This window comes from Sphingomonas jaspsi DSM 18422, from assembly GCF_000585415.1.
In the GTDB taxonomy this organism is placed as follows: Bacteria; Pseudomonadota; Alphaproteobacteria; order Sphingomonadales; family Sphingomonadaceae; genus Sphingomicrobium; species Sphingomicrobium jaspsi.
The window spans coordinates 706492-722772 of sequence record NZ_KK073876.1; the positions used below are offsets into that span (position 1 = coordinate 706492).

A 16281-nucleotide genomic window follows, 5' to 3' on the forward strand; every position below is an offset into this window, starting at 1 on the left:
TCGATGTTTTCGTGACGAGTTCATGCCGCCGAACGCTCTATATCTCGCCGCCCACGCCCTTAAATTTGGCGACAAAGTCCGAGACTTTCTGGAACACGGAATTCTTCTTTTTGAGGTAGTCCGGGTTTAGGGGGCTCATTTTCGGCAAGATGTCTTTCAAATCATTGCCGTTTTCACTCGCAAATTCTCGTTTGATGGAGTTTGTAACATAGCGCTTGGCGGCCTCAGGGTTTAGGTTCTCTGCTGCCACAAGCTCATCAAATTCACGGCGCTGCTCGCCCTGAGCAAATGCGAAGAACGCTTCGATCACACCATCCTTGCCGTCGATCTCATCAAGATTGGTTTGACTGATGAATTCGACGATCAAACCTTCCTTTGCACGATTGCCTAGGCTCGCCCGGATCAAGCGGCGGGCTTCCTCGATCAGATCGCCTTTATCTTTCGCGTGACGATTCTTCTCGAAAATGAGCTCTAGAATGTAGTCGAGATTGATCTCTTGAGACTTCAGGAGGTCGACTTCAAAGACAACATCATCCCAATCGAGCGTCGACTCTTCGCGCTCTGCCGATTCCTTCTCTCGCCGCAACCAATCACGAATGTCGTTGTAGGTGGATTTGTAATCTTGAATTTTCCGCTCAGCCGGTAGCTTCACGACCGCCAGCTTTTCGATGTCGTCGTCAGTCAGATGATAGAGTTCTTTAAAAGACTCTATGGCCTCTGTGTCGCTTCGGTCGAGGTCTTGAAAGGCCCTCAAGGCAACGAACTCGTCGAAGTTTTGAAGGATGTTTTCGGCCCTGAGGAACTCGCCAAATAGCTTTGCAAAGTCCTTCTTGTCTGCTTCCTTGAAAATCTCGCTGGGGTTAGGAAAGCGGTGCTCCAGCTCATCCAGGATCGTTGTAAGCCCTCGGCAGGCTGCCCCGGAAGCGATGTCGGAGAAGCCGTCCATGTATTCCTGATAGCTTTTCTCCAGCACGACGTTCTTTGTGTTGCTGTCGCCAAACAAGGTGATGGCATCGATGGTCGCCTGCTCCAGATTACGGAACGCGACGATGTTGCCGAACGTCTTCGTTGCATCGAAGATTCGATTGGTGCGGGAGTAGGCCTGGATCAACCCGTGGAAACGGAGATTCTTGTCAACAAACAGTGTGTTAAGCGACGGAGCGTCGAAGCCGGTCAGAAACATTCCAACCACGATCAGTAGGTCTACTTCCTTGGACTTCACCCGATTGGCGAGGTCACGGTAGTAGTTCTGAAATCCGTTTCCGTCCGTGCTGAAACTCGTACCAAACAGCGAATTGTAGTCCCGGATAGCCGCGTTCAAAAACTCTTTGCCGCTGCTCTCAAGAGCGGACACATCGAAGCTTTCGTCCAGAATCTCGCCGATCGCGTTCTGCTCCTCATTCGCCGCGAACGAAAAAATTGTGGCGATCTTGAGGGACTTTTCGCTGTCACTTTGCAGCTGATTCAAGGCTTCGTAATAGAGCTTGGCGGCGTCCACGCTGCTTACCGCAAACATCGCATTGAAGCCGCCGCTTCCAAGATTGGTGCGGTGCGTTTTCTGGCGAAAATTGTTCAATATGTATTGGGAAACTTCCCGAATACGCTGAGGGTGCAACAGGGCCTTCTTGTTCTCAGCAGCGCTGAGTTTGGCCTCATCCTGTTCCTCTTCGATCTCTCTGAACTTCGGCCGAACGTCATTATAGTCGACCTTAAACTTGAGAACCTTCTCGTCCCGGATCGCATCCGTGATCACATAAGAGTGGAGTTCCTGGCCGAAGACGCTGGCGGTGGTTTCTGCACCTGATGCGTTTTGCGGGAAGATGGGGGTTCCCGTGAAGCCGAACTGGTAGAAGCGCTTGAACTTCTTCTTCAGGTTCTTCTGCGCCTCGCCGAACTGACTGCGATGGCACTCGTCGAAGATGAAAACCACTTCCTTGTCATAGACAGGCAAGTCGCTCTCGCTCTTCATCAGGTTGTTTAACTTCTGGATCGTGGTGACGACGATCTTGTTGTCGTCCTTCGCCAGATTGCGCTTGAGCGCAGCCGTGTTCTCAGAGCCATTAACGCTGTCGGGCGAAAATCGCTGATATTCCTTCATCGTCTGGTAATCGAGGTCCTTACGGTCAACGACGAAAAACACCTTGTCGATGAAATCTAACTCGGTAGCCAAACGTGCCGCCTTGAAACTCGTCAGTGTTTTGCCCGAGCCGGTGGTGTGCCAGACATATCCTCCGCCCTCCGGCTTGCTCCAGGTCTTTGCGTTATGAGAGCTTCTTATTTTCCACAGAATGCGTTCGGTTGCGGCGATCTGATAGGGCCGCATGATCAGCAGCGTCTCGCTCACATCGAAGACGGAGTAGTGCAATAGAACATTGAGAAGCGTGTGCTTCTGCAAGAACGTGGCGGTGAAATCCTTCAGGTCTTTGATCAGACCGTTGTCGGCCTTCGCCCAGTTCATCGTGAAGTCGAAACTGTGCTTGTTGCGCTTCGTAGTGTTGGCAAAATATCGTGTATCGGTGCCGTTGGAGATCACGAACATTTGCAGGAACTTATAGAGCGAATTTTCGCTGTTGAAGCTCTCCTTGCTGTAGCGGTGAATCTGGTTGAACGCCTCGCGAATGGCGACGCCGCGCTTCTTCAGCTCGATTTGCACCAAGGGTAGGCCGTTGACGAGGATCGTCACATCATATCGGTTGGCATGAACGCCGGTCTGTTCAAACTGCTTGATGACCTGAAGCTTGTTGCGCGCGATATTCGTCTTATCGAACAGGTAGATATTTTGGATGTGCCCGTCATCGAAGACGAAATCGTGGATGGAATCGTCGTGGACCTTGCGCGCCTTCTCGATGATGCCATCGCTGGGTTTGTCGAGGTAGGTTTCGACAAAGCGCAACCATTCCGCATCGGAGAATTCCACGCTGTTGAGAGCGTTTAGCTGCAACCGCACATTGGCGAGCATGGCCTCAGTCGATGCGATATCAGGGCGGAACTCGTAGCCTTGGCTACGCAGATCCTTGATGAGTTCGCGCTCCAACTCATCTTCGCTCTGATAATGGTCAGCGGCAACCCACTCGCTGGCATATTTGTCCAGAACAATGAAGTTCTTAGACTCCGCGATCGGTTTTGTGTGCTCAACCATTCTGCTCAACCTGCTGCCAGTAGCTGTAATTCTCTTTGATGTGATTTAGCAGAAACGCCACGACCTGTTTCTCTTCGGGAGATGGTTCGGAGATGGCCTCACTCGAAAGAGTGCTGTGGCTGGTAAACTGAATGATGCGGTTAAAGTACGACTGTTTGTCGTCGGGTAACAATTCGGACCACCTTGGATACCCCAGAAAGCTCGCCGTTTTTTCGTACAAGTTGCGGAGCAAAGTGAAGTGAAACCGTTCGATTGCGTTGCTTGCGATCGCTTGCTCCAACAGCTTTTTCAAATGCAGGTGATATGAGAAGCTCTGATTGGAATCGCCTTGCTTTTCAACCAACTCGAACGTGCCGTCATCCAACCGCCCGAGCAGGTAGCAAGCTTTGCTTCCTAGTTCATTGTGCAGCACGTTATAGAAAAGCGGACTGTGTGTCGTAATGACGAATTTCAACGGTTCAGGGGCGCGCTTGATCAAGGCGGCGAGGTCTACCGCCAGCTGGATAAGGTGATTCTCGTCAAGGGAAGTTACAGGGTCATCGATGAACACGTAGGATAGGTTGTTGAATTGATCGCTATCACGATCGCCCGGTTCCGGCACGCTCAGCACGTCGATCACGACTTCAAGCAGCGTGTAGAATATGCTCCAGATGAAGTTGCTTTCCTCGCCCTTGGAAATTTTCAGATTGCCGGTTCCCTCGTCGCCCGTTTCCATTGAGAAGGTGACTTCGGAAAACGCTTTGACGGTCGCCTCGCTGCCGTCCGGACCAATACGCTGATACTCTTCGTTAAAAGTCGGGGTCAGTTTATCGTTAGCGTAGCGCTGAAAATTCCTCGTAATGTTGGGTTCCTGGCCCTGCTCCAGCAATATCCAGTCGGTGAAGGAGTTCGGCTGAATGACTAGCCTGGGCTCGGCATCATTGAGCAGGTCATTGTCCCAATAGAACAGGTCTTCGGTGTGGGCATTGTAATAGAGGATTTTTTGCCGCGTCGGCTCAGCGTCCTCGTCGCCGTCCGGCTTTGGCGCAACCAATTCTTTCAGAGCACGGGACAAGCGGGTCTTGCCGTTACCATTGAAGGCATAAATCAACTGAACCTTCTTGTCGGCGTCGTGCAGCTTTTGCGCGATCTCTTCGAGGGACTTGCTCACGCCTGAGTAGCCTCTTCTGGCTTGGGAAAACTCAGGAGCAGGTCGCGATAATATTCATATTGCTGGTTTCGCAACGCGATTTCGCGCGGAAGGCCCGCGCTGAGCGAGGTGGTGAGCGTGTCGAATTTGTCGAGGATCGCGACAATCCGACCCTGGGCACTTTCCTGTTTGGGGATGGGGATCATAATCTTGGCCAGATTTTCGACGTTTACGCGCCTCACCTTCGTACCCGTGACGTATGGTCGCTTTTGCTTCTGAAATTGCTCAGTCTGAAAGAAGTACGACACATATTTCGGATCGAGGTTGTGGGCATAGAAGCAAGCGTCGCTGCTAACTGCGATGTCGCTTTCGCCGAGCCAAGCGACTGCCTTGCACACATCGTCGTCGTTCTCGCTTGTCGTCGCGATTACCAAATCCCCTTGCTTTGCCATCTTGGCCTTGCGGGCAAAATCTGCGGTGACAAAGCTCTTGGTTGAGTGCGTGAACGTACCATAGTGAGTGTAGATTTGGCCGTAATGAATGCAGCCAACGCCATCCCCCACAAAATCCTTCTTTTGTAGCCCGCCGCCGCGCGTGAACGCACCAAGCCGCTCATCACCCAACGCCAAATAATCGGCCTCTCCGTCGCCAAAGGTGAAGAGAGCTTCGCGGTAGTGCTTGTATTGTCTTTTCCGCGCATCAAGCTCGGCGGTCAGCTCGGCGGTCAGCTCGGCGGTCAGCTCGGTGAAGCTATCCAGGATCCGAACAATCTCCGCCTGAATCGCGAGTGACTTTTTCGGGTTGTCCGGGCAGGGGATCGGGATTGAGTATTCTTTGCGAATAACAGACGGGTGGGCCTTTTTAGTGTAATCGAAAACCTTGATTGCCCAAGCCGCTGACAGAGAATGAAATAGATAGCGGGTTATTAATTTTTCCGGCTGTAGCACGCGCAGCCATCCGCATACATTGGTTACCGAATATTTGTGAGGGCTTCGGTGGAAAAACCGCCCACCGCCGTCAATTGACCAAGTAAGGCGCTCATCATCGAACATGAATTTGCCGTAGCGTCCGAACTCGCCTTGGTTGCTGGCAGATGAAGAATAGACCGGGAAATCCCCGGGAGTATTGGCCAAATCATTTTTTGAAATTACGTTGCCTCTGCCTAGCTTGACGAGGCCTGCGTCTTCTAAGTCACCGAGCAGCAGCCACTCAACGTCAGCGCCATCCAGCAACTTTCCCAGAAAGCCCAGATCACTCACGCCTCGATCTCCGCGATAATCGAGTCAATATCGGCGCGTAGCTGGTCGATCTTTGCGACGGTGGATTTCAGCTCGGCGTTCAGAGCGTTAATATCAATCAGCTCCCGAGTGTCTTTAGGCTTCAAGTAGGCGCTAACCGACAGATTAAAGTCAGCCCCGACAATCCGCTCATAAGAGACGGTTTCCGCGACATGCGGCACCTCTTCCTTGCGGCTGAAAACCTCCATGATCTTGGCGATGTGCTTATCATCCATGAAGTTGTTGTTGGTGCCCTTGCGAAAGAACTCCTGGCCTGTGGCGTCGATAAACTGTACGCCCGTATCGGTCTTGTTCTTGGCCAGCACCAGAATGTTGACGGCAATGGTCGTGCCGAAAAACAGGTTAGGCGCGAGGGCAATGACGGTTTCAACATAGTTGTTGTCGACCAGATATTGGCGGATTTTCTGCTCTGCCCCGCTGCGATAGAAAATGCCGGGGAAGCAGACGATTGCAGCGCGTCCCTTGGCCGACAGATAGTGAAGGGCGTGAAGCACAAAGGCGAAGTCCGCCTTGGACTTGGGCGCCAGCACCCCGGCCGGAGCAAAGCGTTCGTCATTGATCAGCGTGGGATCATCCGATCCCTTCCAGCGGACCGAATAAGGCGGATTGGAAACGATCGCGTCGAACGGTTTCTCATCCAGGAACTGCGGATGTTCGAGTGTGTTGCCGTTCCGGATGTCGAACTTGTCATAATTGATGTTGTGCAAGAACATGTTCATGCGGGCGAGGTTGTAGGTCGTGTAGTTGATTTCCTGCCCGAAAAATCCGTCCTCGATGATATGATCGTCGAATTGCTTTTTGGCCTGCAAGAGCAGTGACCCGGAGCCAGCGGCAGGGTCGTAGATCTTGTTGACGCTGGTTTGTCCGTGCATCGCCAGCTGCGCGATCAGCTTGGAGACGTGCTGCGGCGTAAAAAACTCGCCGCCCGACTTGCCCGCATTGGCCGCATAGTTCGAAATCAGAAACTCATAGGCATCCCCGAACAGGTCGCCTTGGTTGTCTTCAAATTTCAGAGGCAGTCCCGCAACGCCCTTCAGGACCGCCGCCAGACGGGTGTTCTTTTCCTTCACCGTATTGCCCAGGCGATTGCTGGTTGTGTCGAAGTCCGAAAACAGGCCTCGGATATCCTCTTCGGATGGATAGCCGTTTGCGGAGCTCTCGATCGCCTTGAACACGGCCGCCAGATCGGTGTTCAAGCTGTCATTGGTGTTAGCGTTGGCTGCGACGTTTGCGAACAGTTGGCTGGGGTAGATGAAGTACCCTTTGGTTTTCACCGCATCGACCTTGGCTTCCTGCGGAATGGCACTGTCTGCCATTGACGCATAGTTGATGCTATCATCGCCCGCCTCGATGTAGTCAGTGAAATTCTCGCTGATGAACCGGTAAAACAGAGCGCCCAAGACGAACTGTTTGAAGTCCCAGCCATCGACCGCGCCTCTTACATCGTTGGCGATGGCCCAAATCTGTCGATGCAAGGCATCACGCTGTTGTTGGCTGGTCATCCGTCAAAACCCCAAATTCGAATAGGCACAGGCAGTCCCGCATCGCCGTCAATCAATAGGACTGGAAGCAAGGAAGGTCGGCAGTCAAGAATAGACATCCTTAAGGCGTACCAAACCCCTATCGTTCGGTAACGCGCAAATTTTGTCACCTTATTTGGAAATGCCGCAAAGCTGGCGAGGGTCAATTATCAATAGGTTTCAGCAAATGGTGAGCCTCAACACCTAGCGCCTTTGCCAGCCGGTCCGCCGCACGAACCGATGGGTTCCGCGTCCCTCGCTCAAGATCGCTGATGTAGCTGCGTTCCATGCCAACTTCGAGCGCCAGTTGCTCCTGGGTCATGCCCTTTCGCTTCCGGTAACGCCGGACATTTTCACCAAGGAGCTGAACCACGTCCATGCAAATGATGTGGCCGTGCACCTGCGTTCTAGTCTGTAGACCAATCGTGTCATTTTCGCTTGCTCGTCAACCGGCCGTCGGGAACGAAGGGCTCGGAATGTGAGCGCAAACTATCAACGCTCACCTTCAAAGGGGGAATAATGAGTAAACGTACCGTCGAAACTTCAAGCTTAGCTTTAGCCGCACGAGGTTTGCTGGGCCGAAGAGCGCAAGTCTGGCAATGGCTTGTGGTCGCAATTGTCGGTTTGTTCGCGCTCAGCCTGCGAATGAACATTTATCAACTCTCCGCTCCCAACGCTCCGCTGATCCTATTTTGGTCGACCATGGCAATTGGCATGGTGATCGCGGCCGCCCATATGCCGCCAGCTTTTTTCCGCTTGCCTCGCTTCGCCAAAGTCATGGCCTATTTGTGCATCCCGACATATGTGGTGCTGTACGGGTTCGCGCTCGGCCAAGTTGGCGAGGCATGGGAGAGAACCCCTAAAGGCGCCGCTGAAGCCAAGCAGGCCGAAATCGACCGCCAGAATGAGTTGAAAGAGGAAGCGGAAAGCCGCCGATTGGACGCGGAGCTTGCTACAGCGGCAAAGGAACAGGAAAGGGCAGGCAAGCTGATCGCACAGCTCCAGCGATGCTTTCCGGTGTCCCAGGCCACGGTCCGTAGCAGCCTGCACAATCCTCATGCTTTCGAACTCGTGGACACGACGGCGATTGAGTCGGACTTTCGCGGGCGTAATGTCGCTATGACCTTTCGGGGCGAAAACGGTTTCGGCGCGCTTCGTACTTGGGTCATCAAAGCCAAAATCGATCCCAGCGATTGCAGGGTTTTGGACATCGGCGAACCTGAACAAGCATGATCTGAAGCCGAACAAGCCCTCAGGGCGATCCCACATCAACAGCAGCGCCTGCGGAGCAATCCGTGGGCGCTTTTCTTTCGGAGATGCCACATGATTAGCATCCGCGAAGATACGGCGCTTTTACGCGCCCTCGAACTGCCCATTGACGACCGATTGAAACGCCTACTTCGAAAACGACGAAGGCAGCTTGGCGAGGATTTCGAGCTGACCGAACTTGCGCATTTCCTTGTGGTGCAGCCGGCCGATAAATTGCCTGCGCTGGAGCGGGCGCTAGGGTTTGATGTCCTAGTCAATCAGGTCGATGGCTCGCGCTTCGGCCAAGCGGATTTTAGTCCAAGTTCGGAATGGATCGCCGACCACGGTTTCTGCTTCGAGGCGGTCTTCGTTTTTGAGGATAGCGGCTATGGCCACGTCCTTGTCGTGCCGAAAACCGAAGGTATTGATACAAACCTGATCGCGTTTTGCGAGCAATTCGCTTTGCCCGGTGCCGAGTGTCAAACGAGGGCCTGATCGCCAAGAACCCGTTCACTTAATGGTATAGCCCCAGCGAGCCTCACACATCGCGAACGGCTGACCGAACCCACCAATCCCATCGCGCCCCCGGACCCTCCGGCGGGCGTTTTTTTGTGCCCTGAAAGGAACACCCCATGCTTTCATTCCATGACGCTGCCGCAATCGCGGCGGCTCCTGAAGCCATGACCAGCGATCCAGTCCTTCAAAAGTTGATCGCCGACCGCGTCAACGACTGGACGACGACTGACCTGTTAGACCTCACACACCTAGCAATCATCGAACCCGGCGACACCGAACAGGCGATCATCGCTGAATTGGCTTTCTCACCTCTGACCAACCCAATCGATGGTACCCGTTTCAGGGACAAGGGCTTCGAACCCGGCTGGGGCTTTCTGGAGCGCCACAACGGTTGGTTCGAAATGATCCATACCGTTGGCAACGACGGCTTCGCGTTCGTGCTGTTCATCCCCGATAGCGATAAAATCGATCACGAACTGCATCGTCTGTGTCGGACCTTCGCTCCACAAACACGGCCATAGGGCCATCTTATATGAAGCAGGAGGAAGCCATGCGGTTTCTGGCCTTCCTGATCATTGCCAGCGTCATCCTCAGCCTCGCTCGGGCTCTGACGCTGGTCTTGATCCTAGTACTCGCGATCTCGCTACTATGGGCGCTTTTTACCAAGCCGATGGAGCTGTTGGGGCTGGTTCTGCTCGCGCTCATGACGGAGGCGCTTTCCAGCCGGCCGGCCACGACGATCGTCTGCGTGGCTTTCGTCGCGACGATTATCGCAGTTCGCCGGCCCGCCGGAAAAAACGATTGACGGTGCTCGGCCGATCGTTATTTGCCGCGCTCCTGACCGGCATATGCCCGCTTAGCCATAGCAAGCCAACCGCGTCGCAACTGAGCCGCACCGGAATTCAATTCCGGGGCAAACTGGCTTGCGTTTGTGGCGGTGGCATTTCAGCTCCAACACATCGCAGGCCCACACTCAACGAGCCGCCGCGCTCGTTCAAAGGGCAATGCTATGGAAATTGACTACGAATCTCTCGACACCATCACACCGGAAAACCTCAACGAATTTTGCCTGGTGTCCCTACCTATCAATCTGAAGGTCGAGCCCGTCATCAGCTTGGACGATTTGTTCGAGGTGCAGCAGGCGATTGAGGCCATCGCTGCGGTGTTCGGGTTGCACCCCGACATGGTCCAGATAAAGATAACGCAGCCTCTCTAACCATGGTCGGGGGAGGGGGCAGCCGGTGGCCGTGGCTCTTCGCTTCGCACCCCTCCTCGCTGGGAAACGCGGGAAACTAGAAAGCTGAAATCCGACGTTGACAGCGTCACCGTACGCGCTGATGGACGTCACCGATTCCGCAAGGGGCAACACCAAACTGAGTTGCCGGGTCGCGAATCGAAGGACGACATCGGACGTCCAATCTTTTGCTGAGACTTGGCGCCGCTTGGCGCCTCGATCCTACTCGCAAGTGCGACCCAACCACACAACCGAGGGCGAGCTCTATTCGCCTGCAATAAGCGGAATTCAACATGACAGAACCATCAATGTCCGGTCCAGAGAGCCGGAGTCCATTTGCCGAGCACGCGCTCAACGGCCGGGCCGAAAGCCTCCGGTCGCTCGCTCAGGATCAGGTGCCCTTGTTGGGCGGCTTGGCAGTCCAGGGTCAGGCAGGTGTCTGGTACGCCGAGCCCAACGTAGGGAAGACACTAGCCGCCATAAAACTGATGATTGATGACGTGAACTCCAAGGTGCTTAATGGCGACGACTGCTTCTACATTGCCGCTGACGATGGGGCGACCGGGGCACTCTCAAAACTAGAGCTTCTTGAGGCCGTTGGCGTCAACGTCTTGGTTCCCGGATTCGGGGGCTTCAATGTCACTGACTTTCCGAAGTTGGTCGGCGAATCCATTCTGACCGGGACGGCGAAACGCCGCTTCCTCATTGTCGACACGCTCAAGAAGTTCACCAATTTAATGGACAAGGCGGACAGCAGCCGGTTCGCGAGTCAGGTGCGCCAATTTACGCTCCACGGGGGCTCCCTGTTGGGCCTGGCGCATACGAACAAGCGGGCGGATCAAGACGGCAATCCGATCTTTGCTGGAACCACCGATATCCGAGATGACTTCGACTATGTGTTCACGTTGAAGCGCATCCCGCATTTGGAACCGGGACGGCAGTTCGTGCAGGCCGATGCCATAAAGCAACGGGGCTGCACCATTCAGCAGGCCATATTGAGCTACAGCGACGTACCGCGCCGCAAGTATTCGGAGCTCGTCGGTACGCTCACAATTCATACCGATGAGGAGCTTGCCGCTTTACGGCGACAGATCGACTTGTCGAACGATGCTGAGGTGATTCAAGCGGTGGCGCGCCTTATCGATGCCGGGGGCAAGGGCAAAATGTCCATGGCCAAAGAAGTCGCACGGGACCTCGGGGTGTCGAGGAACGCCGTCGATCGACTCATCGACAAGTACACCGGCAACGATCCCAACAAGCACTTTTGGGCATTCGACGTTCAACATCGCGGGTTGCGAATTTATCGCCTGCTGGACCCAAGGCAGGCACTAACGATCGCGCAGCCGGAAATGGTGTTCTAGAATCCCAGAACCCCGGGGCCCCCGGCCACCACCCCCGCGCAGCAGGCGAGGGCTGACCCGGCGGCTCCCCCCAAAAAAACCCGACTGTCGGGCCGCAGAGGCCAGCCAGAGCCCATCCGGCATGGCTCCGGTGCTGCGGCCCACCCTGGGCCCGGGCGCGCTCAGCGCTGCCCACCCATCCACACAGAAAAAGGAACGCACTCTCATGGCAATTCGAAAACTCGATGCTGCGTTCTGCCTGACCGCCTCCTGCGAACCGGGCAAGCGCAAGACTACCTATTGGGACACTGGTATTCGTGGCTTCGTGCTGGAATGCCAGTCGTCTGGTACAAAGACATATGCACTCCGCTATACCGACGAAGGTGGAACCCAGAGACAAACAAAGATCGGAAGATATGGCGACATCACGTTCGACCAGGCTCGCAAGGCGGCCAAAGTGCTTCGGTCGCAAGTTGTACTCGGCGAAAATCCCGCAGCGGAGCGGCAACGGCGCAAGGCAATACCAACCTATGCCGAACTTGCCGATCAGCATATTTCGCACGCCAAGGCCACGCTGCGCCGAGCCGACAACACGGAATCCAATCTCCGGGTTCACGTCATTCCGAAGTGGGGCCGATATCGCCTGACCGACATCCAACCGCAGGATATCTCACGTTGGCTTGCCGACAAACGAGCACAGGGGTTGAAGCCTGCCACGGTTGAGAAGATCCGCGTGGTCTTCAGCCGGTCGTTCGAGCTGGCGCGCATGTGGAACATTCCTGGCAGCGAAACCAATCCTGTGCGCAATGCAGCCCGGGTTCGGTTCAACAACGCTCGGAATCGCTACCTCACGGCCGACGAGGTGCATCGGCTTCTCGAGGCTGCGTCAGGGTCGAAAAACAGGCAGCTAAAAGCCATCATCCATCTGTTGATGTTGACGGGCGCTCGTAAGTCGGAACTGCTCAACGCGAAGTGGGAGCACGTAAACCTGGAACGCCAGGAGTGGTTCATTCCGTTGTCAAAGACCGGCAAGGCTCGGCACGTCCCACTTTCGACCATGGCCGTTGAGGTGATCAAAGCCCTGCCTAAGTTCGACAAGTGCCCTTACCTCATCCCCAACCCGAAGACCCGCAAGCCGTTCACCTGCATCAAACACCCATGGGACACGGCAAGAGAAGCGGCCGGGATTGCTGACCTTCGGATTCACGACCTAAGGCACTCGGCGGCGTCGTTTATGATCAACTCCGGCATCGATCTTTACACTGTCGGACGGGTCCTTGGGCACGCCGACCACCAGTCGACGATGCGCTATTCACACTTGGCGAATGAAACACTCTTGGCGGCGGTCGAAGCTGGAGCAGCTAGTCTGCGGGCCGCGGTACAACTCAGTGAGCAGGGCTGACGTGGCCGCGCCAATCGGGTCCAATTTCTATCGCGTCCTTCGCCATCAAATCAACGAACGTTAGGCACAAACATGAACACGACTACCAAACACACGCCGGCGGCGAGCATCGACAGCGCGCTCGCCGACATTCAACAGCTGCTCTCCGAATGCTGCCCGGCATCTAACAAGCATGAGCGAGCTACGGTCGCGATCGAGGCATTAATCATAGCCGGCGTGTGTACACACTCCGAGATCGTCGGCGCCATGCGTGCCATGGGCTTCGACTACCGGCACGCGAACATCTTGCTCAAGACAATGACGGGCAAGGCATCCCATCATCGATGGACCCTCGACGGGGCCGGCACCTACGGCGTGGCTGCCAACTAGTGACATGCCGGGCAGGCGGCTGGGCCATGGCAATGCGCCTCCCGGCCGTCTGCCACATTATTTATCTTGTTCGGGTAGCTCCTATCGGCCCCACGCGGTCGGTTAAGAGTTGCCTGTGATATTGCGATCTTGACCAGCCGCTGCGTTCAACCTTAGGCGGTAGTTTGCTCGGGTAAGTATGGAATAGGTTCGGGGGGACCAAGAGTTGAGAGCACTTAGACTAGCCATGGTTGGGTTGGGCGTTTTACTGTCCATCCTGCCAGGCCGCATTTCTGTGGCGGAGGCACAGGTCGTGACCGCGGGGCGGACGTTCAGCTGCACGCCCATTGCCGTTTGGGATGGCGACGGCCCAGTGTGGTGCGCCGAAGGACCGAAAGTCCGGATTGCTGGGGTTGCAGCGCGCGAGATTGACGAAACCTGCCGGCCTAGCCAGCCATGCCCGAGCGTTTCAGGGGTCGATGCGCGCGATCGGTTGGTCGCGCTATTTGGCGGGCCCAGAGGCACCATGCCAACCGGCCACATAAAAGTAAAAGCGGCGACGATGACGTGCCGCTCAGATGGTTCAGCCGGGGGAAGCCGGACTGCAGCTTGGTGTTACTCGCCGTCGTTCGGCGACCTATCATGCAAGGTTATCGCCCGTGGAGGCGCGGTGCGGTGGGATCGCTACTGGCGAGGGCATCGTTGCTAAGTTAACCTTAGATTTCACTTGCTCGCACGCCGGTTTGGCTGCAAGTTTTCGTCGCCTTTATTGCTGATTATAGCGACGGCAGAAACCTAGAGAGCGTATTCCCAGGGAACTAGTTATCCCTTTTTGATGCGCGACTGGGAAACGGGGGATAAATGTCAGCGCTCGACACGTTGAAAGAGCTTCTGGGTGCAAAGACCCAACCATACGTTCCAGCATTGAATCCTTTCCTTCAGCTGGACGTGGACGCTCTGGCCAAAGAAATGAAGCTTGAAGAGCGCGGGACTCAACGTGGTGCGGCCGACTTACCCCCAACTGATGCCACCACCTTTGACGATGTCGAGCTTGATATTGTCGATCGCATCGAAACCGAAGCAAGGCAGGCCTTTACGGAGTGCGTGAACGAGCTGCGGGCAATGGACGGTCGCCTAACAAGTCTCGACTTGCTGGGTAGCTTCGCCAAGGCGCGATCTGCTGCCTCGTCTGCACTTGGCGAGTTCGTGGCGGAAGCTCGCATCTGGGACGGCCGGTTGACCCTTGATCGACAAGAGGTGAAGCGCTCGACTGCCTACCTGGAAGAGTTTCGCTCAGAGAACCGGCTGGGAAATCGACTCGCCAAGCCTCAAAAGCGCGGGATTTCGTTTTGGGGGGTGGCGATTTTCGCCGTAGCCGCCGAAACAGCGATCAATGCCATTTTCCTGCGGGTCAACGACGACCTAGGTTACATCGGTGGTGGTATGATGGCGTTCGCCATTGCAGCCATCAACGTCGGTATCGCAACGCTTTGCGGCAAGGTCGTGATGCCGTTCAAAAACAGCGTTCATCCCTTTCAGCGCTGGCGAGCAAACGCCTTCATTACACTCTACTGTTTTGCGGCCCTCCTCCTAAATCTGGCGGGGGCTCATTACCGTTTTGTGAAAGGGCAGGGCGCCGCTGATCCGGAGGGGGCAGCCATTACGCACCTCTTGGCCAACCCCATTGGGTTGCCGAACGTCGTGGCGTGGCTGCTGATACTGTTCGGCCTTGGCTGTTCGCTTGCTGCACTTATTGCTGCCTATCAGTCTGACGATCCGTATCCAGAATACGGGCCTGTCAGTCGACAGCACGATGAGATTCTCGAGAGGTACAACCAGGGCATCGAGGATGCGACCGACGAACTTCGGCGGATCAAGGACGATGCCGTTCAAACCGCGCTCGAGGTAGAGAAGCGGCTGGCGCGTGACCGGCGGGAGTATGAGTCAGCCTTAGTGGGCCGCCAAAGTTTCATCGCGCTTTATGGGCAGCGGCATCCGAATTTGCAGACCGCAGGAAACAGGCTTCTGGGCATTTACCGAAATGCCAACCGGGCGGCTCGGACAACACCGCCGCCTCCATACTTCAACGACCCGTGGAAGCTGACACCTCTTGCCGATCCCGGGACCACGCCGCCGCCGAATCTGACAGCGCAGCTGGATACGGAAGTGGCCGAGACACATCGCGCCCTTGCTGCGGCCATCAAAGACATCGACGAAGCCTTTGTGGAACACGTCGAGAGCTTCAAACGCATCGATGACCTGGTGGAGTGAGTGGATGACCAGAAATCGGACGCGCAGGTCACCGCGAAATCGTGGCGAGAGCGGAGGTAAACTTAAGGGGTGGCTCGGACTTGCTGCAGCGGTCGCCTTTCTAGGCGTTGGTGGCTGGCAAATTGCGGTTCAACTGAGTGGCCGCTCGGAGCTCGGAGGAGATCTCTGCCCGGTAACAGGTGAAGCGTCTTTGACGGCGGTTGTTGTTGACCTTACCGACCCGTTGTCGGTTCCACAAAAGCAGGACTTTCTCAACCAGCTTGAGCGGGTTCGAAATGGGGTGCCGAAGTACGGTCGACTGACCTTGTATAGGGTGGACGCGACGAAGGAGCACCTGCTCGAGCCCGTCTTTGACAAGTGTAATCCCGGCGACGGTAGCGACATTACGGAGGCGAATGGCAATCCGAAGAAAGTTCGAGCTCTCTGGTTGTCGGAATTCTCGAAGCCAGTTGAGGATGCCTTCGTTGAACTGACCAAGCAAAGCGGCGCGGCGGAATCGCCTATTCTTGAGAGCGTGCAATCAGTGACTCTCACGAAGTTGCAACGGCCAGACGCCGCAGGGAAGCCAAAGAAGCTTATCCTGGTTTCTGACCTGCTTCAAAACAGCGGCGACCTAAATTTTTATCACCGCCTCCCGACGCTCGAAGAACTCCGTCGAACCAATACGTATCGAACGGGAATGTCAGACCTGACCGGGGTGAAAACAGAGATTTGGATGCTTTCCAGGCCGACCGCGGCCGACATCCAAGGCCGATCCTTAGCGACGCTATGGGCACTAATCTTTCGCAGCGAAGGCGCCGAGGGCGACATTCCTGTGCACAACATAAATGGGTGAA

At 55.5% G+C, this 16281-nt stretch carries 15 protein-coding genes; 10 read left to right on the top strand and 5 right to left on the bottom strand.

The window, feature by feature from the left end:
- Nucleotides 1-37: 37 nt before the first annotated feature.
- The 5 genes from G570_RS03555 to G570_RS03575 form a co-directional block, all read right to left on the bottom strand.
- Nucleotides 38-3139, bottom strand: a complete 3102-nt coding sequence (locus tag G570_RS03555; RefSeq protein ID WP_037499212.1) for a type I restriction endonuclease subunit R — start codon at nt 3137-3139, stop codon at nt 38-40.
- Nucleotides 3132-4289, bottom strand: a complete 1158-nt coding sequence (locus tag G570_RS03560) for an ATP-binding protein (RefSeq protein ID WP_037499215.1) — start codon at nt 4287-4289, stop codon at nt 3132-3134. Before G570_RS03560 ends, G570_RS03555 begins: the two co-directional genes overlap by 8 nt.
- On the bottom strand, nt 4286-5527 hold the full coding sequence (locus G570_RS03565; RefSeq protein ID WP_037499217.1) for a restriction endonuclease subunit S: 1242 nt from the start codon (nt 5525-5527) through the stop codon (nt 4286-4288). The genes G570_RS03560 and G570_RS03565 overlap by 4 nt, the downstream gene beginning before the upstream one ends.
- Nucleotides 5524-7068 carry a type I restriction-modification system subunit M gene (locus tag G570_RS03570; protein WP_037499221.1) on the bottom strand — a complete coding sequence of 515 codons (1545 nt, stop codon included), beginning with the start codon at nt 7066-7068 and terminating at the stop codon, nt 5524-5526. Before G570_RS03570 ends, G570_RS03565 begins: the two co-directional genes overlap by 4 nt.
- A 181-nt stretch (nt 7069-7249) precedes the next feature.
- A complete protein-coding gene (locus G570_RS03575; protein ID WP_037499223.1) occupies nt 7250-7465 on the bottom strand; it encodes a helix-turn-helix domain-containing protein in 216 nt (71 codons plus the stop codon).
- 140 nt (nt 7466-7605) lie between these two features.
- Between G570_RS03575 and G570_RS03580 the strand changes: the two genes are divergently transcribed.
- From G570_RS03580 to G570_RS03625, 10 genes are all read left to right on the top strand, one after another.
- Nucleotides 7606-8319 (top strand): hypothetical protein, encoded by a 714-nt coding sequence (locus G570_RS03580; RefSeq protein ID WP_156930309.1) that lies wholly within the window; start codon nt 7606-7608, stop codon nt 8317-8319.
- A gap of 90 nt (nt 8320-8409) precedes the next feature.
- Entirely contained in the window at nt 8410-8829 is a 420-nt protein-coding gene (locus G570_RS03585; protein WP_037499229.1) for a hypothetical protein, read from the top strand.
- A 137-nt stretch (nt 8830-8966) separates the two neighbouring features.
- A complete protein-coding gene (locus G570_RS03590; RefSeq protein ID WP_037499231.1) occupies nt 8967-9371 on the top strand; it encodes a hypothetical protein in 405 nt (134 codons plus the stop codon).
- Nucleotides 9372-9382: 11 nt separating this feature from the next.
- Complete coding sequence (locus G570_RS03595) at nt 9383-9655, top strand: hypothetical protein (RefSeq protein ID WP_037499234.1); 273 nt, start codon at nt 9383-9385, stop codon at nt 9653-9655.
- 204 nt (nt 9656-9859) lie between these two features.
- Entirely contained in the window at nt 9860-10066 is a 207-nt protein-coding gene (locus tag G570_RS03600) for a hypothetical protein (RefSeq protein ID WP_037499237.1), read from the top strand.
- Nucleotides 10067-10377: 311 nt separating this feature from the next.
- The gene (locus G570_RS03605; protein ID WP_156930310.1) at nt 10378-11445 is read left to right on the top strand and encodes a hypothetical protein; all 1068 of its coding nucleotides are present in this window, start codon (nt 10378-10380) and stop codon (nt 11443-11445) included.
- 121 nt (nt 11446-11566) lie between these two features.
- Entirely contained in the window at nt 11567-12826 is a 1260-nt protein-coding gene (locus G570_RS03610) for a site-specific integrase (protein WP_084607490.1), read from the top strand.
- 72 nt (nt 12827-12898) lie between these two features.
- Nucleotides 12899-13195 carry a hypothetical protein gene (locus tag G570_RS03615; protein WP_037499242.1) on the top strand — a complete coding sequence of 99 codons (297 nt, stop codon included), beginning with the start codon at nt 12899-12901 and terminating at the stop codon, nt 13193-13195.
- Between the two features lie 840 nt (nt 13196-14035).
- Nucleotides 14036-15445: a hypothetical protein gene (locus G570_RS03620; protein WP_037499245.1), complete on the top strand. Its 1410-nt coding sequence runs from the start codon at nt 14036-14038 to the stop codon at nt 15443-15445.
- A 4-nt stretch (nt 15446-15449) separates the two neighbouring features.
- Nucleotides 15450-16280, top strand: a complete 831-nt coding sequence (locus G570_RS03625; RefSeq protein ID WP_156930311.1) for a hypothetical protein — start codon at nt 15450-15452, stop codon at nt 16278-16280.
- The last annotated feature ends 1 nt before the right edge of the window (nt 16281 follow it).

Coding starts and splice junctions, on each gene's coding strand:
- G570_RS03555 (WP_037499212.1), bottom strand. CDS start 3,139: ATGGTTGAGCACACAAAACCGATCGCGGAGTCTAAGAACTTCATTGTT.
- G570_RS03570 (WP_037499221.1), bottom strand. CDS start 7,068: ATGACCAGCCAACAACAGCGTGATGCCTTGCATCGACAGATTTGGGCC.
- G570_RS03575 (WP_037499223.1), bottom strand. CDS start 7,465: ATGGACGTGGTTCAGCTCCTTGGTGAAAATGTCCGGCGTTACCGGAAG.
- G570_RS03580 (WP_156930309.1), top strand. CDS start 7,606: ATGAGTAAACGTACCGTCGAAACTTCAAGCTTAGCTTTAGCCGCACGA.
- G570_RS03585 (WP_037499229.1), top strand. CDS start 8,410: ATGATTAGCATCCGCGAAGATACGGCGCTTTTACGCGCCCTCGAACTG.
- G570_RS03590 (WP_037499231.1), top strand. CDS start 8,967: ATGCTTTCATTCCATGACGCTGCCGCAATCGCGGCGGCTCCTGAAGCC.
- G570_RS03595 (WP_037499234.1), top strand. CDS start 9,383: ATGAAGCAGGAGGAAGCCATGCGGTTTCTGGCCTTCCTGATCATTGCC.
- G570_RS03600 (WP_037499237.1), top strand. CDS start 9,860: ATGGAAATTGACTACGAATCTCTCGACACCATCACACCGGAAAACCTC.
- G570_RS03605 (WP_156930310.1), top strand. CDS start 10,378: ATGACAGAACCATCAATGTCCGGTCCAGAGAGCCGGAGTCCATTTGCC.
- G570_RS03610 (WP_084607490.1), top strand. CDS start 11,567: ATGGCTCCGGTGCTGCGGCCCACCCTGGGCCCGGGCGCGCTCAGCGCT.
- G570_RS03615 (WP_037499242.1), top strand. CDS start 12,899: ATGAACACGACTACCAAACACACGCCGGCGGCGAGCATCGACAGCGCG.
- G570_RS03620 (WP_037499245.1), top strand. CDS start 14,036: ATGTCAGCGCTCGACACGTTGAAAGAGCTTCTGGGTGCAAAGACCCAA.
- G570_RS03625 (WP_156930311.1), top strand. CDS start 15,450: ATGACCAGAAATCGGACGCGCAGGTCACCGCGAAATCGTGGCGAGAGC.